The following is a 20,081-nucleotide window of genomic DNA, read 5'->3' as shown; positions in this document are numbered from 1 at the left end:
AGCGGAACCGAAAGGTCGACCTTCCGCGCGCCAGAAACAGCCGACACCGCCCCTACCCCACATTCATCCAGCCGAAGCGGATCGGAAAGCCCTCGCCGCCGAGCAGGTTGACCGTCTCGTAGAGCGGCAGGCCGACGACGCCGGTATAGGAGCCCACGAGCTTGATGACGAAGGAGCCGGCAATGCCCTGGATGGCATAGCCGCCGGCCTTGCCGCGCCATTCGCCCGAGGCGAGATACATCTCCAGATCCTCGTTGGAGAGCCGCTTGAAGCGCAGCCGCGTCTCGACGATGCGGTCGCGGATCGTGCCGTTGGGCGCAACCACCGCGACGCCGGTATAGACCCGGTGCGCGCGGCCAGACAGCAGGCGCAGGCAGGCGGCCGCCTCGTCGACGATCTCGGCCTTGGGCAGGATGCGCCGGCCGACCGCGACCACGGTGTCAGCGGCGACGATATAGCAGCCTTCGAGATCGGCCCGGCTCTTGGCGCCCTCGCGCGCCGCTTCCGCCTTCTCGCGAGCGAGCCGGCGCGAGAGATCGCGCGGGCGCTCGCCTTTGAGCGGGGTCTCGTCGAGATCGGCCGGCAGCAGCGCATCGGGCTTGAGGCCGGCCTGCTCCAGCAGCGCGAGCCGGCGCGGCGAGGCCGAGGCCAGAACCAGCATGGGCCGCCAGCCGGGATGTTTTGGAGAGGCGAAGAAGCTCACAAGGCGGCTCGATGAATTGGGGGCACGCAACGGGCGGCGCGCGCTTGCCGCATAGGCTCTAGAGCCGGATGATGTCAGATGGAATCACAAAGTGATCCCATCTGACATCTGAATCCGTCTCTCATCTAAAAGTGAGAGCAGGATCGATTGCGAAAAACCGGTTCCCACTTTTTCGCATCCTGCTCGAGAGCATTTTTCGCGGCGGATAAATCCGTCGCCGGCGCAATGCATTGGACGCAAGCCGCCGGGCACATTTCACCCCGGCCATACACCATGCGCATATTATAGGCGGCAATACGGGCCATGCCGCATTGCACAATGGCGCATAACGCATCACACTACGCGACCAAGCGGGCTGCGCGCCCCGCGTTTCGGAGTCACTCCCTTATGGCACTATCGAGCAAGCATCCGTCCACCGTGACAAAAGCGGGGGTGGAGGCGCAGGCGCTCGCCACGAAGGTGCTGACGATGCAGGCCGATGCCGGGCTGACCATCGCCATGCGGATGCCGATCCTGCTGAAGGGCGCCTTCGGCGACAGCCATGGCCAGCGCGAGGCGGCCAAGGCCGTGAGCGAAAAGGTCTCGGCCGTGATGGAGAGCGGGCTTGCCGCATCTCAAGCCGCTGCGATGTTCTGGTGGGGTTTTGCGCTCAACCCGCTGGCGCAGGTCGATTTCGCCGAGGCCGCCGCCAAGGTCGCCAACAGCTCGCTGGAGCCCTTCGCCAAGCGCACCCGCGCCAATGCGAGCAGGCTCACGGGACGCGCCCGCAAGCGCTGAGAGTCGTTTCCTGCTCGATCGTCGACGACAGGACCATCAGCGCCGGGTTTCGTCCTAAGACGTCATTCTCGGGCGTAGCGAAGCGAAGACCCGAGAATCTCAGGTCGGAAAGGCTCTGGCGAAAGAGAGGCTCCTCCGGCACGAGATGGCCGGGTCAAGCCCGACCATGACGCGCTTCAGAGCCCGGTGCTACGCCCGGAATGACGATGCGGGTGTTCGGTAGCCCGAAATCAGACGCCGTCGGCCGGCGCTTCCGCCGCGACGGCCGGCCCGGCGATCTCGACCGCATGCTGGCGCTCGAGCTTGCGATAGCGCGCCACGCTGAGCGGCAGCAGCGCCAGATAGGCGACCACGATCAGCGCCAGCATCTCGAAGGGATAGGCGAAGAGCAGCCCGGCCACGACGACGACCGCCACGAAGATCGGCAGCACCTTGTCGCGCGGCACGCGCGTGCCCAGCGTCTTGCCGGCATAGCAGGGGATGCGCGAGATCGTCAGGAAGGCGATGAACAGGATGTAGAGGCCGACGAATGGCGCGCCATACTCCGCCACCGGCAGGCCGATGAACTGCAGATAGAGCGGCAGCATGGCGGTGATCGCACCCGCAGGCGCCGGCATGCCGACGAAGAAGTTCTTCTGCCAGTCGGGCCGGTTGGGATCGTCGATCATCACGTTGAAGCGCGCGAGCCTCAGCGCCATGGCGCAGGCCAGCGTCAGCACGATGATCCAGCCAAAGGATTTCAGATCGTGCAGCACGAAGATCCACAGCACATAGCCGGTGGCGACGCCGAAGTTGACGAAATCGGAGAGCGAATCGAGCTCCGCGCCGAAGCGCGAGGTGCCCTTCAGCATGCGCGCCAGGCGGCCGTCGACACCGTCGAGCGCAGCCGCGATCAGGATGCAGACGGTCGCGATCTCGAGCTTGCCCTCGACGACCATGCGCATCGCGGTGAGGCCCAGGCACAAGGCCAGCAGCGTCACGACATTGGGCGCGATCAGCCGGAACGGGATCGGCTTGAAACGGGCGCGCTTGGATTCGACGCGCTCGGGCTCGAAGGGGGGAAACAGGTCGCTCATGCGAGCGGGAATACGCGGTTTTGAAGGCGGAGGCTAGAACCGCCTGTCATCCCGCACGCGCTGCGGCGCGAAGTGCCGCTGCGCAGATGCGGGACCGTGATCAGGAAGGGGCTCGTCATCCCGAATCAGGGCGAGAGGGCGCTTTTCTCGTCTTGCGGTCCCGTGTCTGCACCGCGGCATTCCATGCCGCAGTGCGCACGGGATGACACCCCTGCCCTCAAATCCCCCGGAACGCCCGCTTCACCGCCTCGTTGCCGCTCATATCGGCCAGCACCGTCTCGCCGGCGATCGCGGTCTGGCCCTCGCCGACCAGCGGGATCACGCTTGTGGGCAGATAGACGTCGACGCGCGAGCCGAAGCGGATCAGGCCGAAGCGCTCGCCGGTCGCGATCGAATCGCCCTCCTTGACGAAGGGCACGATGCGGCGCGCGATCAGCCCGGCGATCTGGACGACGCCGACGATGCCGGCCGGCGTCTCGATGGCAAGCGCGTTGCGCTCATTGTCGTCGCTGGCCTTGTCGAGCTCGGCGTTGAGGAAGAGGCCCGGCGTATAGGCCATCTTGACGATGCGCCCCGGGACGGGGGCGCGGTTCACATGGCAGTCGAAGACGTTCATGAAGATCGAGACGCGCGTCATCGGCTCGGCCGGCAGGTTCAGCTCCGGCGGCGGCAGGGCCGAGGCGATCTGGCTGACGCGGCCATCGGCGGGCGAGATCACCAGCCCCTCGCGTTGCGGCGTGATCCGGATCGGATCGCGGAAGAAATAGCAGATCCAGATCGTGATGATCGCGCCGATCCAGCCGAAGGGCGACCAGAGATTGGCGAGCACGATCGTCGCCACAAGGCCGATGGCGATGAAGACATAGCCCTCCTTGTGGATGGGCACGATCACCTTGCGGACGGAATCGACGAGCGACATGGATCTGGTTCCGTTGATATTGTTGGCGCCGGTTGGCACGGATGTGGCGGCTTTCTGCGGCGGAAGTCAGGCGCAGAGCGTGGGCTGGTTTAGGGGGTTCGGCGCGCGGGGGGAAGAGGCCCGCAGTCTCGCGCCCTCAACCGGCTGGGCAATTCCCGACGAGATCGACGAGCGCCCGCTCGGCGAGGCGCAGATCGAAGCGCGCCTCGACGGCTGCGCCGGTCGCATCGGGCACCGAGACCGACATGTGCTGCGTCGCCAGCACCAGCCCGAGCATGGGCGCGGGCGCCGCCAGATAGAGCGCGTGATCCTCGGCGACGCGGCCGGCCATCTCGCTCGCCGCACGCCCTGTGGGCCGAACTGAAACGGCTGCAGTGCGGCCTCGGGCGCCGAATAACCCCTCGCCCTTGAGAGGCACGAGCGCGACCGACAGGGTCGCGTCGATGCAGCGCATGGCAAGGCCGAAGGGCGCGCCCGGCCCGGAGACGATCGCTGCGACATCCTTGCGACCATCGGGTTTGTCGTTGGTGATCACCGCAAAGGGGCCGACCTTCCTGGTCCCGGTCGCCTGCACGGTCCCGATCGCCAGGGACAGCAGGACGACGACGCCCAGCAACAGCGCTTCCCGCCTGACCATGAAACGCCTCATCGCAGAGTGGGGGCCGAAGTCGTGCTGAGCGGGGTCAGCGCCTGGCTCCAGGCCGGGGACACCGGCTGCGCGAACTCGGCCGGAAAGGCCGGCAGCAGCGAGAGACCGAGCGGCGCTCCGGCCTTGTCGCTCCGGATCACCAGCGTGTCGAATCTGAGCAGCCTGGCCGATTCCTGCCGGACCACGGCTCCGGCCGCGACGACTGCGCCGCGCACGGTCAGCAGGAAGCAGGAATCATAGGCGTTCCAGCGTTCGGCGGCCTGCTTGTCCGGCCCGCCCGGTTGCGCGAGATAGCCGCCCTGCCAACGGATCGAGAGCGGCTGTTCGAGCCGCAAGGCGGTGCGGCCGTCCGGCAGCATGGTGGAGCCTGCGAGCGTGGAAACCGTCCTGAGCGAGGCGCAGCTTTCGAGATGACCCGGCCTGTCCGGCTTGACGACCCAGAGCGCCCAACTCTGCGCCGGCTCGGCGGCAAGCGGACCCATAGTCAGGCAAGAGATGAGAAGCGCCCCCACCGGGCGCAGCCGCTTCCACATCTCATCCACCTCATGGCCTTGCCCGGAGCCGAACCTTGCTCAGAGCCCAGCTTTGCTCGGAGCTCATGCCTATGGCCCGCCTTGCGTCGGCGCAAGCGCCATCGCCGCGCGCCCTGCCCTTTGACGATTTCCCTGGATGGCGCTTGGCGGGCTCGCGCGATCCGGGCTGGAACGCCTCGGGTCGCGGGCGTAACCTCCGCGCGTTCGCACTGATGCCCGAACCCGATCCGACGCGGCCGCAAGACGCGGCCATGGAGATGCCGATGAGCTGGTCCGCCACGCAATACAGCAAGTTCGAAGCCGAACGGAACCGCCCGATCCGGGACCTGCTCGCCCAGCTTCAAGGCGACAATGTCGCATCCGCGGCCGATATCGGCTGCGGCCCCGGCAATTCGACCGAACTGCTCAAGCAGCGCTTCCCTGAAGCTACGGTCATCGGCATGGATTCCTCGTCCGACATGATCGAAGCCGCCCGCAAGCGCATGCCCGGAACCGGCTTCGAGATCGCCGACATTGCGGGCTGGCAGAATCCCGGCCCCTTCGACGTGATCCTGTCCAATGCCGCGCTGCAATGGGTGCCGGACCATCGCGCGCTGCTGCCGGCGCTCATCGGCAAGCTGAAGGAGGGCGGCTGCCTCGCCGTGCAGATGCCCGACAATTTGGATGAGCCCGCCCATATCCTGATGCGCGAGACGGCAGCCGACGGCCCCTGGGCCGCGGCGCTGGTGAACGCCTCCAAGGCGCGCGGCACCCGCCAGAGCGCCGACTGGTATTATCGCCTCCTGCGCGAGAGCGCCTCCGGGGTCGACATCTGGCGCACCACCTATCACCATCCCCTGGCGGGCGGTCCGCCGGCGATCGTCGAATGGTTCAAGGGCACGGCGTTGCGCCCCTTCCTCGACCCGCTCGACGCGGCGCAGCGGGCGGGCTTCCTCGAACGCTACACCGCCGCGATCGCGCAGGCCTACCCAGCCTTGCCGGATGGTAGCGTGCTCCTGCCCTTCCCGCGCCTGTTCTTCGTGGCGACGCGATAAGCGCAGGCGGAGCTCGGACGCTTCAACTGGGACGCTCCAACCGCAAGAGGAGGACCGCTCATGACCCGGCCAGGCCCGACGGCCGATGCGGATGACGTCCCCCCCTCCGGGCTCGCCTTCGCGGAGGTCAGCTTGCGTCTCAGCCATGTCTACCCGGTCGAGACCTCGCCCTGGGGTGTGCGCACCTTTCGCTTCGACATCCTGGTCGATGGCATGGTCGCGGGCACGATCAGCCTGCGGCCAGCGGTCACGCATCTCCTGACCCATCTCTCCGGCCAGATCGGCTTCTCCGTCGAGCCCGCCTTTCGCGGGCGCGGGCTCGCCGCAAAGGCGGTCCGCGCGCTCCTGCCGGCTGCGCGCGCCCATGGCCTCGACGCGCTCTGGTTCACCACGACGCCCGACAATGGCGCCTCAAGACGCACGCTGGAAAAGCTCGGCTGCGCACTCGTCGAAAGCGTCGCGGTGCCGGAGGACTATGTCAGCCATGCCAGCGGCGAACGGGTGAAACTGCGCTACCGGCTGGAGCTGGCGGGTGAATAACGAGGGCGTTCTGCCGTCTTGCGCGGGCTTGACGCGAGTAGCTTTGCATCGACTCGATCGCGACGGAAAGGGCGCGGGGAACCCCTCTCCTGCATCGAAGTCGGGTCTACCCGACTTCGACACTCCAAGTTCTGAACCCGGGTATACCCGGGTTCAGTGAGAGGGGCAGGGGTGAGGTGTAGGCCGTTGGACGGTGAGGCGCGATGGCGACGGAACAACAGAGTTTCGCAAGGACGCTCCGCCGGCAATCGACGAAACCGGAAGACATCCTCTGGGACCTGCTGCGCGCGCGCCGTCTCGACGGTCTCAAGTTCCGACGTCAGGCGCCGCTGCTTGGCTACACCGTCGATTTCCTCTGCTTCGAGCGCAAGCTCATCGTCGAACTCGATGGCAGGCAGCATGATGTCGAGCGTGAGTATGACGCGTCGCGATCAGAGGAGATCGAGCGCCACGGCTTCATGGTGATCCGCTTCGGCAATGAAACGGTGCTCAACGACCGCGACACCGTCATTGCCCGTATCCGCGAGGCGGCCGGAACCTCGACGGAGAACCCTCCCCTGTAGGGAGAACGCGAAGTGAGCTGTCGCCCGCTTGCCGCACGACACTCATGTGCGCTGCTGTGAGGTCTGCACACCGCTGGTCCAGGGGCCGACACCTCATCCCTGCCCTTCTCCTTACAGGAGAAGGGTTCCCCGCGCCTTGCCGTCATGCTCAGGCGGAACGCAGTGAAGACCCGAGCATGACGCCGCTCCCCCGCGAGGGGAGAAGGGAAGGCGCGCCGCATCCCCCGCGCCCGCTGGACTTCGGACGGTTGTTCATTCGCCACATTCGCAGGCACAATGCCGGCGCGTTGCGGGGCATGAACCGGGAGACCGAAGCCTTGACCATGATGGCCGACGCCGCCACCGAACTCGCTCCCGAAATCCCGTTCCGGTGCCGGCGCTCCTCGCTCACCGTGCTGACCTCGCTGCTGCGCAACCCGCTCAGCGCGATACCGCCGGAGGCGTTCTCGGAGAAGCTCGTGCTCTCGCGCGTCGCCGGGCGGGACAGCCTCTATATCTGCGACCCCGCGCTGATCCAGGAGGCGCTGCTGCGCAATGCCGACGCGCTCGGCAAGGGCGACACCATGCGCCGCGTGCTCGGCCCCGCCCTCGGCCAGGGCCTGCTGACGGCCGATGGCGCGCATTGGCGCTGGCAGCGCCGCGCGGTCGCGGCAGGCTTCCAGCATGACAGCCTGACCGGCTTCCTGCCGGCGATGATCGCAGCCGCCGAGGCGACGCGCGACGGCTGGCTCGACAAGGAAATTTGGCCCGACAAGACCCGGCCGCTCGATATCGGCCACGAGATGATGCACACCACCTTCGCCATCATCGTCGAGACCATGCTTTCGGGCAGCGGCGATTTCGACGCCGGCAAGGTCGAGGGTGCCATCACCGACTATCTCGAACCGAGCAACTTCATGTTCGCCTACAGCCTGCTCCGCGCGCCGGAATGGCTGCCTTATCCCGGCCGCAGCCGCGCGCTTGCCTCAGTCGGCTATCTGCGCGCGACCCTGGGCGCGATGGTCGCCAAGCGGCGCGCGAGCGGCCAGCACCGCAACGACCTCGTCGACATGCTGCTCGCCAGCGCCGACCCCGAATCCGGCCGCGCGATGAGCGACGCCGAGATCGTCGACAACCTGCTGACCTTCGTCACCGCCGGGCATGAGACGACCGCGCTCGGCCTGGCCTGGACCTTCCACCTCCTGTCCCGGCATCGCGCGGTCGAGGATGCCGTACTGGCGGAGATCGAGGCGGTGACCGGCGGCAGCGCGCTCAAGCCGGAGCATATCATGGCGCTGCCATTGACCAGGGCCGTCTTCCAGGAGGCGATGCGGCTCTACCCGCCCGTGCCGGTCATCACCCGGCAGGTCGAGGAACCCTTCCAGCTGGGCGGCGTCGCGCTGAAGGAAGGCATGGTGCTTTATGTGCCGATCCAGGCGGTGCACCGGCATGAGCGGCTCTGGGACCAGCCCGATCTCTTCGACCCGGCCCGCTTCCTGGGCGAGGCCGCGCGCCTGCGGCATCGCTATGCCTATATGCCCTTCGGGGCCGGGCCGCGCATCTGCATCGGCAGCGCCTTTGCCACCATGGAGGCGGTCGCGATCCTGGCCGTGCTGCTGCGCGCGATCAGGCTGGAGCCGCTGACGCAGGAGCCGCCCGAGCCGACCTTGAAGATCACCTTGCGGCCGAAGCGGCCGTTGCTGATGACGGCGACGGCACGGGCCTGAGAGTCTTTTCCAGCCTTGGCTCAGAACCACCGCGTCATTCCGGGGCTTCGCACAGCGAAGAGCCCGGAACCCAGAACCGATGCTACTGGGAATCGAGCACCGCATCAGCCGCGCTTATCTCGTAACGACCTGCGGTTCTGGGTTCCGGGCTCGACCCTGCGGGTCGCCCCGGAATGACGGCGTGGTTGTCAGGCGGCCACGTGAACGCTGGTGAAGCGCCTCGCGGCGAGCCAGGTCAGCACGGCGAAGACGACCAGCACCACGCCCTGCGCGATCGCGAAGGGCGGCTCGCCTTGCGTCGGCGCGAGCGCGCGCAGCGCCGGCACCTTGAGGAAGGCCTGCGCCACGGCGACGAAGACCAGCAGATAAAGCGCCAGCATCGCGGTGATCGCATAGATCCGCCGCCAGCCATCGGCGAGACCGCGACCATAAAGCGAAAAACCCGCCACGATCAGCAGCGCGAGCGAGATCGCCCCGACGATATGGGAAGGCAACACGCCGGTGAAGGGGAAGCCGTAGCCCGTCGCGCTCGTGGCGAAGGCGGTGGCGAGATAGACCCCGGTCCAGCGCGGAACGGTATGGCCCTTGAGCAGGCCGATCGCGACGGGAATACCCGCCAGGATGGCGATGATGCTGAGCCAGGTGTGAAAGCCTACGAAACTGGTCGGATCGAACATTGGAAGCCCCCGCTTCGATGGAGCCGCAACGCAAATGCGGCAATGGCCATCGTGCCGCATTCGAGGGCGGCTGCCGAGCGATTTCATTCGGCGCGCCATGACCTTCGCCCGGCTCGCCACCCCGGAGCTCTTGCTCCGGGGTGGCGGTCTCTTCAGTGGCCGACGCCGGTCAGGGCGGCGAGGACCAGGAGAGCGTAGCCGAGGGCCAGAATGGCGTAGCCGGCGGTGATCATATGTGTGGCTCCGGTTGGGGCCGCGCGCCTCGTCTTGTCGGGCGCTGCGTGCGCCTGGATTTGGTTTGAACGGGGAAAGACGCTGATGCGGCCCGAAGGCGGCGATCAGCCAAAAGAAAGAAACGACGACCCGGAGGCCACGCGAGCCAGGATGACCTGACCGGTGCTAGCGTCTTGATTGCGAGATATCCGTATTCTGCGAAAAGTCAATGCCGTAGCGTCAGCTTGAAGCGCTGAGCGCCCTGCCGGCTACTCCGTCAGGCTGACCCTGACGCTCGGCGCTTCCTCCGCGGTCGCGCGCTGCAGCGTCGCCTTGGCCTCGTCGACCTGGCGCTGGCGGTTCCAGAGCGCCGCATAGACGCCATCGGCCGCGAGCAGTTGCGGATGGCTGCCGCGCTCGACGATCAGGCCCTTGTCGAGCACGATGATCTCGTCGGCATTGATCACGGTCGAGAGCCGGTGGGCGATGACCAAAGTGGTGCGGCCCTCGCTGACCCGGTCGAGCGCATCCTGGATCTCCTTCTCGGTAAAGGAATCGAGCGCCGAGGTCGCCTCGTCCAGAACCAGCACGGGCGGGCCCTTGAGGATGGTACGGGCAATCGCGACGCGCTGCTTCTCGCCGCCCGAGAGCTTAAGGCCGCGCTCGCCGACCGAGGTGGCATAGCCCTCCGGCAGGGATTTGATGAAGCGGTCGATCTGGGCGAGCCGCGCCGCCTCCTCGACTTCAGCCTCGCTCGCATCGGGCCGGCCATAGCGGATGTTGTATTCGATCGTGTCGTTGAACAGCACCGTGTCCTGCGGAACCATGCCGATCGCCGCCCGCAGGCTGACCTGCTGGACATCCGCGATCGGCTGCCCGTCGATCAGGATGCGGCCGGCATTGGGCTCATAGAAGCGGAACAGCAGGCGCGAGATCGTCGACTTGCCGGCGCCCGAAGGCCCGACGATCGCGATGGTCTTGCCCGGCGGCACGGTGAAGGAGATGCCCTTCAGGATCGGCCGCTCCGGGATATAGGCGAAATGGACGTCCTCGAAGCGGACCTCGCCGGCATCGACCCGCAGCGGCAGCGCACCCGGCTTGTCCTGGATCTCGGGATCTTTCCCGATCAGCGAGAACATCTGCTCGATGTCGAGCGTCGCCTGCTTGATCTCGCGATAGACGGTGCCCATGAAATTCAGCGGCTGGTAGAGCTGGATCAGCATGGCGTTGATCAGCACGAAATCGCCGACGGTCAGCGTGCCCGCGCGAAAGCCCTGCACCGCCATCACCATCGAGAGCGTCAGGCCGGCGGCGAAGATCGCAGCCTGGCCGAAATTGAGCCAGGCGAGCGAGGTGTAGGCCTTGATCGAATTGCGCTCATAGCGCGCCATCGAAAGGTCGTAGCGCGCCGTCTCGCGGGCTTCGGCGCCGAAATACTTCACCGTCTCGTAGTTCAAGAGCGAGTCGATCGCCTTGGAATTGGCGTCGGTATCGGACTCGTTCATCTGCGAGCGGATGGCGATGCGCCACTCCGTCGCCTTGATGGTGTAGGTCATATAGGTCGTCACCATCACGACCAGTACGACGACATAGACCCAGTTGAAGATCGTCAGCAGCACGGCGATGATCAGCACGAGCTCGATCACCACCGGCACGAGCTGGTTGAGGCCGAGCCGGACCATCTCCTCGATGCCGTTGCGGCCGCGCTCCAGGACCCGGGTCAGGCCGCCGGTCTTGCGCTCCAAATGGAAGCGCAGCGAGAGATAATGCAGATGGCCGAAGGTCTGCAGCGCCAGCGTGCGCACCGCATGCATGAAGACCGGCGCAAACAGCGCATCGCGCAGCTGGATGAAGGCGGCCGAGCCGACGCGGGCCAGCCCGTAGATCACCGTCAGCGCCAGCGGCGCGCCGACGAGCCAGGGCAGCCAGCGCTCCAGGCTGGTCGGCGTATTGGCGAGCGCATCCGTCGTCCATTTGAAGGCGAAGGGCACGCCCATCAGCACGATGCGGCCCGCAACCAACAGCGCGAAGGCGAGCACGACGCGCTTGCGCAGATCGGCGCGGTCGGCCGGCCAGAGATAGGGCCAGAGCGCGCGGAAGGTCGCGACGAAGCCGGAGCCGGGTTGAAGCACGGCCGAGCGGGCAAAGCTCGGCGGCGGGTTGGACGCGGCTGGCGGAGACATCTTGAAACGATTCCAGTTGGCCGGGTGATATAGGCGCATTCGCGCGGCAATGCATGCCCAACCGGCGCAAGGTTCCGATTGCGCCGGCGTGCTGCCTTGTTCTCGTCCCAAGCCCGGTGTCAGATACCCGCGGACAACGCCAAAGCTTTGCTAATGGGGACGAAACAATGATGAAGTTCCAACGCGTTATCGCCACCGCCGCTGCGGGCCTCTGCGCCGGGTTGATGCTCGCAGCCGCTCCCGCCGCGGCGCAGAAGGCCAAGCCGCCGGCGCAGATCAAGATCACCAATATGCGGGCATCACCCCTGACGACCTTCGAGATCGCCACCACCGGCGACCAGTCGCGCCTCGTCGGCAAGCTCGCCAAGCCACTGGAGCCGGGCAAGAGCACGGCGATCAAGCTCAACAAGCCCTCGGGCTGCAACTACTACGTGCTCGCCCGCTTCGGCGACGACGCCGAGAGCGACGGCGAGAGCATGGATCTGTGCAGGGACAGGGTCATCCGCCTGACGGAGTGAGCAGTCATTTCGCCCTCTTTCCTTCTCCCGGATGGGAGAAGGTGGCGCGGAGCGCCGGATGAGGGTGTGCCCTCTCAGTAGAAGGCGCAACGGCTCCGCTGCGCATCAACAACGAACGGCACACCCTCATCCCTGCCCTTCTCACTGAACTCGGGCTTGCCCGAGTTCAGCACTTAGAGTGTCGAAATCGGGTGGACCCGACTTCGATGCGGGAGAAGGGTTCCCCGCGCATAGATCGTTATGGTCGAGCGTTTCCGCCAACTCGCCTCAAGCCGTCGCGCCCTCGCGCATCAGCTTGTAGGTGATCGAATCCACCAGCGCCTGGAACGAAGCGTCGATGATGTTGGCGCTGACGCCGACCGTGGTCCAGCGCGCGCCGGTCTCGTCGGCCGACTCGATCAGCACGCGGGTGACCGCGTCCGTGCCGCCCTGGAAGACCCGGACCTTGTAGTCGACGAGGCGCAGGCCCTCGATCAATGACTGATAGCGGCCGAGATCCTTGCGCAGCGCCAGGTCGAGCGCGTTGACCGGGCCGAGCGCACTCTCGGCGACCGAGATCAGCACCTCCTCGCCAACCTTCACCTTCACGATCGCCTCGGAGAAGGTGACGAGTTCGCCCAGCGCATTGTGGCGTCGCTCGACATTGGCGGTGAAGCGCTCGATCTCGAAATAGGCCGGCAATTCGCCGATGATGCGCTTGGCGAGCAGGAAGAAGGATGCGTCGGCACCCTCGAAAGCGTAGCCTTGAGCCTCCTTCTCCTTGACCTCGTCGAGCACCCGGCCGAGGCGCGGATCGTCGCGGCCGAGCGTCACGCCGATGCGCTCCAGCTCGGCGACGAGGTTGGATTTCCCGCCCTGGTCGGAAATCAGAACCTTGCGCAGATTGCCGGTCGCCTCAGGCGGCACATGCTCATAGGTACGCGGGTCCTTCAGCACGGCCGAGGCATGGATGCCGGCCTTGGTGGTGAAGGCGGAGGCTCCGACGAAGGGCGCGTGGCGGTTGGGCGCCCGGTTCAGCATCTCGTCGAGCGCACGCGAGACATGGGTGAGCTCGCCCAGCTGCGCCTCGCCGACGCCGATGGCGAAGCGCTCGCGATAGCGCTCCTTCAGCTTCAGCGCGCCGATCAGCGTCACCAGATTGGCATTGCCGCAGCGCTCGCCGAGGCCGTTCAGCGTGCCCTGGATCTGGCGCGCACCCGCCTCGACAGCAGCCAGCGAATTGGCCACCGCACAGCCGCAATCATCATGGGCGTGGATGCCGAGATGGTCGCCGGGAATGGTTTTCGTCACCTCTGCGACGATTGTCCCGATCTCGTCGGGCAGCGTGCCGCCATTGGTGTCGCAGAGCACGATCCAGCGCGCCCCGGCTTCATAGGCTGTGCGGGCGCAGGAGAGCGCATAATCGGGATTGGCCTTGAAGCCGTCGAAGAAGTGCTCGCAATCGAGCATGACCTCGCGGCCGGCGGCCCTGGCGGCTTCGACGCTTTCAGCGATACCGATGAGGTTGTCTTCGAGCGGAATCTCGAGCGCGACATGGACATGGTAGTCCCAGGCCTTGGCGACGAAGACGATGGTGTCGGCCTTGGCCTCCAGCAACGCTGCGATGCCGGGATCATTCGCGGCGGAGCGGCCGGCGCGCTTGGTCATGCCGAAGGCGGCGAATTTGGCCTGCGTCGTCGGCTTTTGCGCGAAGAACGCCGTATCCAGCGGATTGGCGCCGGGATAGCCGCCCTCGACATAGTCGATGCCGAGCTTGTCGAGCAGGGCGGCGACGCTGCGCTTGTCGTCGAGCGAGAAATCGACGCCCGTCGTCTGCGCGCCGTCGCGCAAAGTGGTGTCGAAGAGGTGGATGCGGGTAGCGCTCATCGCCCGCGCCTCAATTTGAAGCGCAGCACGCGCGGCATCACCATGGCGAGCATGACGAGCTTCATGGCGACGGAGAGAGCGCCGGCGGGGCGGATCTTCGGGGTGTCGGCGCGGTTCATCGTTTCACGTCCCATGTCGTCGTCGGCTCGCCGGTGGCGGGGTCTTTGCCGTCCTTGAGCTGGATGCCTTGCGCCAGAAGCGCGTCGCGAATGCGGTCGGATTCAGCGAAATTCTTGGCGCGGCGGGCTTCGAGACGCGCAGCGATCTGCATCTCGACGGCGGCACGAAGCGTTGCGTCGTCCAGCGAATTGCTCTGGGAACGCAGGCCGATGCCGAGCAGCGACAGCCCACCGCGCAGCCGGGACAGTTCTCCCGCCTTGCGAAGCGCATGAAGTTCGGCCAGCGCCTTGGCGATGTTCAGATCATCCGCCAAAGCATCCAGGAACGGCTGCGAAGGCGATCCGACCTCCGCATCGCCTGCGACATCAGACCATTCGGCCAGCGTCTTCTCCGCCTCCTCCAGTGCCTTCACCGTCCAGTCGATCGGCTGGCGGTAATGCGTCTTCAGCATGGCAAGGCGCAGTACTTCGCCCGGCCATCTCCGCCCGCCAAAGACCTCGGTCTCGAGCAATTCGTTGATGGTGACGAAGTTGCCGAGCGATTTCGACATCTTCTCGCCCTCGACCTGCAGGAAGCCGTTATGCATCCAGATATTGGCCATGCGCCCTGCCCCGTCGACGCCGCCAAAGGCGCAGCAGGATTGGGCGATCTCGTTCTCATGATGCGGGAAGACGAGATCGATGCCGCCGCCATGGATGTCGAAGACGTTCTTGGCCGGGTCGTCGCAGGACAAACCGCCGCCGAAGGGCGCGAGCAGTTTCGCCATCGACATCGCCGAGCATTCGATATGCCAGCCGGGGCGGCCCGGCGTCTTGATCCCTGCCGGCGAGGGCCAGCCCGGGTCGACGCCCTCGCGGCTCGGCTTCCACAGCACGAAATCCATCGGATCTCTTTTGTACGGAGCGACGTCCACCCGTGCGCCGGCAATCATCTCGTCGAGCGGCCGGCGCGCCAGCGAGCCGTATTTCGGCGCGGCCTTGAGATGCTCGACGGCGGGCACATGGAACAGCACATGCTCTTCCGCGACATAGGCGACGCCGCGCGCGATCAGGCGCTCGATGATCGCCTTCATCTCCTCGATATGGTCGGTCGCGCGCGGCTCGGCGTCGGGCGGCAGGTTGCCGAGCGCGCCGATATCGGCATGGAACTGCGCCGTCGTCGCTTGCGTGACCCCAGCGATCGCTTCGTTCAGCGCCAGGCCAGGATAGTCGCGGGCGGCGCGCGCATTGATCTTGTCGTCGACGTCGGTGAGGTTGCGGGCATAGGTGACATGGTCGGCGCCATAGAGATGCCGTAGCAGCCGGTAGAGCACGTCGAAGACGATGACCGGGCGGGCATTGCCGATATGGGCGTAGTCATAGACCGTCGGGCCGCAGACATAGATGCGCACATTGTCGGGATCGATCGGAGTGAAATCCTCCTTCGTCCGCGTCAGCGTGTTGTAGAGCCTCAAGGTCGGCGACATCGGAGAGTGTCCTGGCGAAACGGCGGAAGGCATGGAGACGAGCATATCCTGACCGCTGGCCGGGGCGCTGTCTGTCTTTCCGTTTCAGGACGAGGACGTGAGCAGCCGGCCAGCGAAAGCTAGCGGCAAATAATGCAAATCGGGTTGGCGGCTCGCGTCATGAAAAACTGATTGCCTGCATGCGGGCTTTGCGTCAAGAGGGCGCCCCACTTGTTGCGCCGCACCATGGCTTGCGCAAGTTCATCCAAATTTAACCGGTTGGAACCATCCTCACGATTTGAGGATTGAGCGCCCGACCGGGTCACGAGGAATATCTGAAATGCGCCGCGCCATCGCTCTTGTCGGCCTCTTCGGGATCATCGGCGCGGGCCTGTCCCTGTCGGTCCTGCCCTCGACCAAGACTGTCGCGGCAGCCAGCGACCAGCGCACCTTCCTGATCCCGGCCAGCGACGGCTACGGCGTTGCCGACTGCATCTCGTCCAAATCCGAATGCGGCAAGATCGTCGCCAATGCCTGGTGCGAGGCCAAGGGCTTCAAGATGGCGACCAGCTTCGGCCTCGCCGATCGCGAGGATTTCACCGGCACGCTCGCCAAGGCGACGGTGACGGCCGAGCCCGAGCAGCCGCTGGTCATCGTCTGCGGCTGAGACTGCTCGGTCTGTTCTCCGCCCACCAATCGCACTCCCAATCCGTGTAACCCAGCAATTTTCCTTGGCGGCGCTCAGACGCTTCGCTCCATCCCGATCTTCCGGCGCTCTGCCGCATCTCGATATAGGCATCGATGCGCCATTCCTGTCCCGGCAACGCGACATAGACAGATCGCATCCCCGCGACACCCGCATCAATGGACGTGCCCGTCGGAGGCGAGAGCGGTCTGTCGATCACGCGCCTCACAAAGCGCCCGTCCCTGACGAATGGATCGAAACGCGCAAGCATCGTCGCGAACCAATCAGACGGATATGCGTCTTCGAACACAGCCAGCGGCTTGCGGCCCTCCAGCATGAGGGCCAGCTCGAATTCGGTGTGTATGAGATAGGGCACATTCCGAAGCGCATGCCACGGTCTCAGCCGGACCGGCCCAATATCGCCCGGAAACTGAAATCCGGTCAGGGCCGACAGGCTCGCAAGATCGGTCACATCGAGTTCATATATATGGGCGAGTTCGTCGCCACTTTCTTCGCCCATATATGGGCGAGTTCGTCGCCACTTTCTTCGCCCAACAAAGCGAGCAGTGGCGCGATTGCGTCCAGCGAAAACTGAGCCTCCAACACCGGGCATCCCGTTGATGGGCTCAGCACTTGAAGAATGAAGCGACCGCGACGCAGCGCCAAAGCTCGCCCCTCACTTCACCCATTCCGCGCATTTCGGCGCGTCGCCGCTCGTGCCCCAGGGCATGATCGGCACGGTCGAGGTCGAATTCTGCGGGGAGCCGTCGATCAGCTTGTCGGTATAGACCATGTAGATCAATACGTTGCGCTTGGCGTCACAGCCGCGCACGATCTGCATCTTCTTCCAGATCAGCGAGCGGCGCTCGCGGAAGACGACATCGCCCTGCTCGGACTTGTCCTTGAACTTGATCGGACCGATCTGCCGGCAGGCGAGCGAGATGTCCGAGACCTGCTCGGCAACGCCGAACATGCCGGCGACACCGCCCTTCTCGGGCACGGTATAGTGGCAGGCGACGCCCTCGACGACCGGATCATCGACACCGTAGACGGCGAGCTTGTCATCAGGCGTCAGCATCTTCCAGACCGTGGATTTCCTGAAGATCAGGTCTTCCTGGGCCTGGGCCGGCGAAAGCGCCGCCCCGGTGAGGGACAACGCCGCCAAAGCGGCCAGGGCGTGACGACGAAACCGCATTCTCTCTCTCCCGAGGCTTTTCCGCATGGCGGCGGTCAGGATATGGGATATCCCGCCCTGCCGCACCAGAGCCGGATCAATGCGAAAAACCGGTTGCTCCAAGGCGGTGACGGCTCAGCCGAGATCGCGCCCTGCGAGAACCGTGACATGACCATGACGGCACTGCCAGAATTGAAGACCGCGCGGCTGGCGCTGCGGCCGCGCCAGCTGGCAGATCTCGACGCCATCGCCATGATGAACGCCGATCCCGAGGTGATGCGCTACATCGCGCCGATCGGCGATCCCGCGATGGGCCGGGACGGCATCGCGGCACGCAGCTTCGCCCATCTCGCACGCGGGCTCGGCTACTGGTCGGTCTTTCCCGCGATGCAGGCAAATGACGTCCTCGACGCGGAGCTCATCGGCTATGTCGGGCTCATCCCCGATGGCGAGGTGCAGCAGGTCCAGCTCAGCTACCGCTTCGCGGCCCGCCATTGGGGAAAGGGCCATGGTTTTGAGGCCGTTTCCCGGCTGCTCGGCCACGGCTTCGAGACGCTGGCCCTGCCGGAGATCGTCATCGTCACGCATCCGCAGAATGCAGCTTCCCTGCGGCTTGCGAAAAAACTCGGCTTCGAGCCGGCGCCGTCGCAAGCCGAGACGCTGATCGGCGCGCCGCCCGTCGTCGCGACCCGCCTGCGGCTGGAGCGCCCCCGCTAGATCGCGATGACTTGAGTTGGAACCACCACCGTCATTCCGGGGCAGGCCGAAGGCCTGAGCCTGAAACCGATGCGCCTTGCCGCCGAAGCTCGGCTGTCGGCCGCTTTTTTTGGAACACGCATCGCTTCTGGGTTCCGGGCTCTTCGCTGCGCGAAGCCCCGGAATGACGGCGGTGTTCCGGCAAAAATCATCAAGCCACCGCCAGCGCCGCAAAGGCGAGAACGACGCCGAGGGCCGGCAGAAGACGCGACAAGACCCGCATGCTCACGCCGCCAGCGGTTTGAACGCCAGATAGGCCGCCACGAGCGCGCCGATAATGCCGAGCGTGAACAGCACCAGCTTCAATTGCGTGACCCTGCTCGCGAAGGCGACATTGCCGGCCTCGAGCTTGGGATATGTGTCGAGCAGGCGCGCAATGGCGAAATTCTCGGCGACGTCGCAGAGCCCGCCGAGCAGCCAGCCGCCGCCACACAGCGCCGCGACCCACCAGGGCTGCCCGCGCATGCTCAGCCCGGCGATGATGACCGCGCCGACAATGGCATAGACGAAGGCGACGGCGACATCGGCGGGCAGCACGCGGTGGCGGTATCTCGCCCGGCGCTCATCGCCATAGGCAGCGAAGAGCTTCTCGACATCGGCCACGGTGAAGCCGTTCCAGTCGCTCTCGAGCAGGCGCGCCACGCCTTGCCGGCTCGCCCAGACGCCGACCAGCCAGTACAGCAGCATCACCAGCGCCGGCCCCCAGACGAAGAAGGCCAGCGGAATGGTGGTCGGGTAGAGCGGTACGGATTCGATCATGGCAGGCAGGGCTCTCGCGGCAAGCGGGTTGCGAACGAAGCCTAGAACATCAAGCCGAAACCTGGAAACCGGTTTTCCGACGCCGCCCGGATTTCATTTGGCGCTGAAGGCGCTTGGCCGACCCGGGATTGCCCCGGGTCGGTCGTCGGCGTCACTCGGCGTGAGGCAGGATCTCCTGTTCGATCGCGCCGAAGATCGAGTGGCCGGCGGCGGTCTTCATCTCGATGCGGATGCTGTCTCCGAAGCGCAGGAACGGCGTCGTCGGTGCGCCGCGTGCGATCGTCTCGACCATGCGCTGCTCGGCGATGCAGGCATAGCCGAGCCCACCCTCGCTCAAGGGTTTGCCCGGACCGCCGTCAGTGCCGCGATTCGAGACCGTGCCCGAGCCGATGATCGTGCCGGCCGCGAGCGGGCGGGTGCGCGCCGCATGGGCGATCAGCGTGCCGAAATCGAAGGTCATGTCGGTGCCGGCCTCCGGTCTTCCGAAGGGCTTGCCGTTGAGCTGCGTCAGCAGCGGCAGATGCAGCTTGCCACCGGCCCAGCTCGCGCCCAGTTCGCTCGGCGTCACGGCGACCGGGGAAAAGGCGGTCGGTGGCTTTGACTGAACGAATCCAAAGCCTTTCGCCAATTCGTTCGCAACTTGATTCCGCAGGCTCACATCGTTTGCGAGCATGATCAGGCGGATATGATTGAGGGCCTGGGCGGGTGAGACGCCCATCGGCACGTCGTCGGTGACGACCGCGATCTCGGCCTCGAAATCGATGCCGTCGACCTCGCTGCGAGCGCGGATCGCCTGGCGCGGCCCGAGATTGGAATCGCTGCCGCCCTGATACATCAAGGGGTCGGTCCAGAAGCTCTCCGGCATCTCGGCGCCGCGCGCCTTCCGGACCAGTTCGACATGGTTCACATAAGCCGAGGCGTCGAGCCACTGATAGGCGCGCGGCAGGGGCGACGCGCAATCATGCTCGTGGAAGCGGAAGGACGGGACCGAGCCATGCTCCAGCGTCTCCGCCAGATCGGCGAGACGCGGCGCGTAGCGGTCCCAATCGTCGAGCGCCGCCTGCAGGGTCGGCACCACGGGGAAGGCGTCGGTGGCCCGGGTGAGGTCTTTCGAGACCACGACGAGTCGGCCATCCCGGCCGTGCATAAGCGACGCGAGTTTCATGTCTTTTCATTCCTCCCCGGA

Annotated in this window: 22 protein-coding genes; 8 read left to right on the top strand and 14 right to left on the bottom strand. The window is 65.9% G+C overall.

What is annotated here, in order from left to right; genetic code table 11:
- Nucleotides 1-52: 52 nt before the first annotated feature.
- Nucleotides 53-661, bottom strand: a complete 609-nt coding sequence (locus BMZ97_RS24365; RefSeq protein ID WP_092176023.1) for a Maf-like protein — start codon at nucleotides 659-661, stop codon at nucleotides 53-55.
- A 459-nt stretch (nucleotides 662-1,120) separates the two neighbouring features.
- Between BMZ97_RS24365 and BMZ97_RS24360 the strand changes: the two genes are divergently transcribed.
- A complete protein-coding gene (locus BMZ97_RS24360; protein WP_139221316.1) occupies nucleotides 1,121-1,480 on the top strand; it encodes a hypothetical protein in 360 nt (119 codons plus the stop codon).
- A 230-nt stretch (nucleotides 1,481-1,710) separates the two neighbouring features.
- Here the strand turns inward: BMZ97_RS24360 and BMZ97_RS24355 are convergent, their stop codons facing one another.
- From BMZ97_RS24355 to BMZ97_RS24340, 4 genes are all read right to left on the bottom strand, one after another.
- A complete protein-coding gene (locus tag BMZ97_RS24355; RefSeq protein WP_092175920.1) occupies nucleotides 1,711-2,556 on the bottom strand; it encodes a CDP-alcohol phosphatidyltransferase family protein in 846 nt (281 codons plus the stop codon).
- A 217-nt stretch (nucleotides 2,557-2,773) separates the two neighbouring features.
- A complete protein-coding gene (locus tag BMZ97_RS24350) occupies nucleotides 2,774-3,475 on the bottom strand; it encodes a phosphatidylserine decarboxylase (protein WP_092175917.1) in 702 nt (233 codons plus the stop codon).
- 136 nt (nucleotides 3,476-3,611) lie between these two features.
- The gene (locus BMZ97_RS24345) at nucleotides 3,612-4,112 is read right to left on the bottom strand and encodes a hypothetical protein (protein WP_092175914.1); all 501 of its coding nucleotides are present in this window, start codon (nucleotides 4,110-4,112) and stop codon (nucleotides 3,612-3,614) included.
- 8 nt (nucleotides 4,113-4,120) lie between these two features.
- A complete protein-coding gene (locus tag BMZ97_RS24340; protein ID WP_092175912.1) occupies nucleotides 4,121-4,657 on the bottom strand; it encodes a hypothetical protein in 537 nt (178 codons plus the stop codon).
- A gap of 263 nt (nucleotides 4,658-4,920) precedes the next feature.
- On the opposite strand from BMZ97_RS24340, the gene tam reads away from it, so the two are divergent.
- From tam to BMZ97_RS24320, 4 genes are all read left to right on the top strand, one after another.
- Nucleotides 4,921-5,691 (top strand): trans-aconitate 2-methyltransferase, encoded by a 771-nt coding sequence (gene tam / locus BMZ97_RS24335; RefSeq protein WP_092176020.1) that lies wholly within the window; start codon nucleotides 4,921-4,923, stop codon nucleotides 5,689-5,691.
- Between the two features lie 60 nt (nucleotides 5,692-5,751).
- Nucleotides 5,752-6,231 (top strand): GNAT family N-acetyltransferase, encoded by a 480-nt coding sequence (locus BMZ97_RS24330; RefSeq protein WP_092175909.1) that lies wholly within the window; start codon nucleotides 5,752-5,754, stop codon nucleotides 6,229-6,231.
- Nucleotides 6,232-6,434: 203 nt separating this feature from the next.
- Nucleotides 6,435-6,794 (top strand): endonuclease domain-containing protein, encoded by a 360-nt coding sequence (locus BMZ97_RS24325; protein ID WP_092175906.1) that lies wholly within the window; start codon nucleotides 6,435-6,437, stop codon nucleotides 6,792-6,794.
- Between the two features lie 323 nt (nucleotides 6,795-7,117).
- A complete protein-coding gene (locus BMZ97_RS24320; RefSeq protein WP_092176018.1) occupies nucleotides 7,118-8,500 on the top strand; it encodes a cytochrome P450 in 1,383 nt (460 codons plus the stop codon).
- A 188-nt stretch (nucleotides 8,501-8,688) separates the two neighbouring features.
- On the opposite strand, the gene BMZ97_RS24315 is transcribed toward BMZ97_RS24320, so the two are convergent.
- Both BMZ97_RS24315 and BMZ97_RS24310 read right to left on the bottom strand, forming a co-directional pair.
- Nucleotides 8,689-9,177 (bottom strand): hypothetical protein, encoded by a 489-nt coding sequence (locus tag BMZ97_RS24315; RefSeq protein WP_092175903.1) that lies wholly within the window; start codon nucleotides 9,175-9,177, stop codon nucleotides 8,689-8,691.
- A 482-nt stretch (nucleotides 9,178-9,659) separates the two neighbouring features.
- On the bottom strand, nucleotides 9,660-11,573 hold the full coding sequence (locus BMZ97_RS24310) for an ABCB family ABC transporter ATP-binding protein/permease (RefSeq protein ID WP_092176015.1): 1,914 nt from the start codon (nucleotides 11,571-11,573) through the stop codon (nucleotides 9,660-9,662).
- A gap of 170 nt (nucleotides 11,574-11,743) precedes the next feature.
- Between BMZ97_RS24310 and BMZ97_RS24305 the strand changes: the two genes are divergently transcribed.
- Nucleotides 11,744-12,091: a hypothetical protein gene (locus BMZ97_RS24305; protein ID WP_092175901.1), complete on the top strand. Its 348-nt coding sequence runs from the start codon at nucleotides 11,744-11,746 to the stop codon at nucleotides 12,089-12,091.
- 267 nt (nucleotides 12,092-12,358) lie between these two features.
- Here BMZ97_RS24305 and cimA read toward each other — a convergent pair whose 3' ends face one another.
- The 3 genes from cimA to cysS are packed head-to-tail and all read right to left on the bottom strand — an operon-like array spanning nucleotide 12,359 to nucleotide 15,542.
- Nucleotides 12,359-13,957 carry a citramalate synthase gene (gene cimA, locus BMZ97_RS24300; protein WP_092175898.1) on the bottom strand — a complete coding sequence of 533 codons (1,599 nt, stop codon included), beginning with the start codon at nucleotides 13,955-13,957 and terminating at the stop codon, nucleotides 12,359-12,361.
- Nucleotides 13,954-14,076, bottom strand: coding sequence for a hypothetical protein (locus tag BMZ97_RS31775; RefSeq protein WP_280141780.1), 123 nt, complete (start codon nucleotides 14,074-14,076; stop codon nucleotides 13,954-13,956). The genes cimA and BMZ97_RS31775 overlap by 4 nt, the downstream gene beginning before the upstream one ends.
- On the bottom strand, nucleotides 14,073-15,542 hold the full coding sequence (gene cysS / locus BMZ97_RS24295) for a cysteine--tRNA ligase (RefSeq protein ID WP_092175895.1): 1,470 nt from the start codon (nucleotides 15,540-15,542) through the stop codon (nucleotides 14,073-14,075). The genes BMZ97_RS31775 and cysS overlap by 4 nt, the downstream gene beginning before the upstream one ends.
- 319 nt (nucleotides 15,543-15,861) lie before the next feature.
- Here cysS and BMZ97_RS24290 point away from each other — a divergent pair, with 319 nt between their 5' ends.
- Nucleotides 15,862-16,188 (top strand): hypothetical protein, encoded by a 327-nt coding sequence (locus BMZ97_RS24290; RefSeq protein ID WP_092175893.1) that lies wholly within the window; start codon nucleotides 15,862-15,864, stop codon nucleotides 16,186-16,188.
- Here the strand turns inward: BMZ97_RS24290 and BMZ97_RS24285 are convergent.
- The gene (locus BMZ97_RS24285; RefSeq protein WP_092175890.1) at nucleotides 16,172-16,726 is read right to left on the bottom strand and encodes a hypothetical protein; all 555 of its coding nucleotides are present in this window, start codon (nucleotides 16,724-16,726) and stop codon (nucleotides 16,172-16,174) included. The genes BMZ97_RS24290 and BMZ97_RS24285 overlap by 17 nt on opposite strands.
- 156 nt (nucleotides 16,727-16,882) lie before the next feature.
- On the bottom strand, nucleotides 16,883-17,401 hold the full coding sequence (locus BMZ97_RS24280) for a CreA family protein (protein ID WP_092175887.1): 519 nt from the start codon (nucleotides 17,399-17,401) through the stop codon (nucleotides 16,883-16,885).
- Between the two features lie 153 nt (nucleotides 17,402-17,554).
- Here BMZ97_RS24280 and BMZ97_RS24275 point away from each other — a divergent pair, with 153 nt between their 5' ends.
- Nucleotides 17,555-18,097 carry a GNAT family N-acetyltransferase gene (locus tag BMZ97_RS24275; RefSeq protein ID WP_175525717.1) on the top strand — a complete coding sequence of 181 codons (543 nt, stop codon included), beginning with the start codon at nucleotides 17,555-17,557 and terminating at the stop codon, nucleotides 18,095-18,097.
- A 264-nt stretch (nucleotides 18,098-18,361) separates the two neighbouring features.
- Here the strand turns inward: BMZ97_RS24275 and BMZ97_RS24270 are convergent, their stop codons facing one another.
- Both BMZ97_RS24270 and BMZ97_RS24265 read right to left on the bottom strand, forming a co-directional pair.
- Nucleotides 18,362-18,895: a hypothetical protein gene (locus tag BMZ97_RS24270; protein ID WP_092175882.1), complete on the bottom strand. Its 534-nt coding sequence runs from the start codon at nucleotides 18,893-18,895 to the stop codon at nucleotides 18,362-18,364.
- A 151-nt stretch (nucleotides 18,896-19,046) separates the two neighbouring features.
- Nucleotides 19,047-20,060 carry a fumarylacetoacetate hydrolase family protein gene (locus BMZ97_RS24265; RefSeq protein ID WP_092175880.1) on the bottom strand — a complete coding sequence of 338 codons (1,014 nt, stop codon included), beginning with the start codon at nucleotides 20,058-20,060 and terminating at the stop codon, nucleotides 19,047-19,049.
- Nucleotides 20,061-20,081: the final 21 nt, after the last annotated feature.

This window comes from Allobosea sp. OK403, assembly GCF_900113835.1.
Lineage (GTDB): Bacteria > Pseudomonadota > Alphaproteobacteria > Rhizobiales > Beijerinckiaceae > Allobosea.
Note: the sequence above shows the minus strand (reverse complement) of the source record. Positions and strands in the feature narration are given on the sequence as shown.

Coding starts and splice junctions, on each gene's coding strand:
- BMZ97_RS24265 (WP_092175880.1), bottom strand. CDS start 20,060: ATGAAACTCGCGTCGCTTATGCACGGCCGGGATGGCCGACTCGTCGTG.
- BMZ97_RS24285 (WP_092175890.1), bottom strand. CDS start 16,726: ATGGGCGAAGAAAGTGGCGACGAACTCGCCCATATATATGAACTCGAT.
- BMZ97_RS24275 (WP_175525717.1), top strand. CDS start 17,555: ATGACGGCACTGCCAGAATTGAAGACCGCGCGGCTGGCGCTGCGGCCG.
- tam (WP_092176020.1), top strand. CDS start 4,921: ATGAGCTGGTCCGCCACGCAATACAGCAAGTTCGAAGCCGAACGGAAC.
- BMZ97_RS24340 (WP_092175912.1), bottom strand. CDS start 4,657: ATGTGGAAGCGGCTGCGCCCGGTGGGGGCGCTTCTCATCTCTTGCCTG.
- cysS (WP_092175895.1), bottom strand. CDS start 15,542: ATGTCGCCGACCTTGAGGCTCTACAACACGCTGACGCGGACGAAGGAG.
- BMZ97_RS31775 (WP_280141780.1), bottom strand. CDS start 14,076: ATGAACCGCGCCGACACCCCGAAGATCCGCCCCGCCGGCGCTCTCTCC.
- BMZ97_RS24310 (WP_092176015.1), bottom strand. CDS start 11,573: ATGTCTCCGCCAGCCGCGTCCAACCCGCCGCCGAGCTTTGCCCGCTCG.
- BMZ97_RS24350 (WP_092175917.1), bottom strand. CDS start 3,475: ATGTCGCTCGTCGATTCCGTCCGCAAGGTGATCGTGCCCATCCACAAG.
- BMZ97_RS24270 (WP_092175882.1), bottom strand. CDS start 18,895: ATGATCGAATCCGTACCGCTCTACCCGACCACCATTCCGCTGGCCTTC.
- BMZ97_RS24345 (WP_092175914.1), bottom strand. CDS start 4,112: ATGGTCAGGCGGGAAGCGCTGTTGCTGGGCGTCGTCGTCCTGCTGTCC.
- BMZ97_RS24355 (WP_092175920.1), bottom strand. CDS start 2,556: ATGAGCGACCTGTTTCCCCCCTTCGAGCCCGAGCGCGTCGAATCCAAG.
- BMZ97_RS24315 (WP_092175903.1), bottom strand. CDS start 9,177: ATGTTCGATCCGACCAGTTTCGTAGGCTTTCACACCTGGCTCAGCATC.
- BMZ97_RS24280 (WP_092175887.1), bottom strand. CDS start 17,401: ATGCGGTTTCGTCGTCACGCCCTGGCCGCTTTGGCGGCGTTGTCCCTC.
- BMZ97_RS24305 (WP_092175901.1), top strand. CDS start 11,744: ATGAAGTTCCAACGCGTTATCGCCACCGCCGCTGCGGGCCTCTGCGCC.
- BMZ97_RS24330 (WP_092175909.1), top strand. CDS start 5,752: ATGACCCGGCCAGGCCCGACGGCCGATGCGGATGACGTCCCCCCCTCC.
- BMZ97_RS24325 (WP_092175906.1), top strand. CDS start 6,435: ATGGCGACGGAACAACAGAGTTTCGCAAGGACGCTCCGCCGGCAATCG.
- cimA (WP_092175898.1), bottom strand. CDS start 13,957: ATGAGCGCTACCCGCATCCACCTCTTCGACACCACTTTGCGCGACGGC.
- BMZ97_RS24290 (WP_092175893.1), top strand. CDS start 15,862: ATGCGCCGCGCCATCGCTCTTGTCGGCCTCTTCGGGATCATCGGCGCG.
- BMZ97_RS24365 (WP_092176023.1), bottom strand. CDS start 661: ATGCTGGTTCTGGCCTCGGCCTCGCCGCGCCGGCTCGCGCTGCTGGAG.
- BMZ97_RS24320 (WP_092176018.1), top strand. CDS start 7,118: ATGATGGCCGACGCCGCCACCGAACTCGCTCCCGAAATCCCGTTCCGG.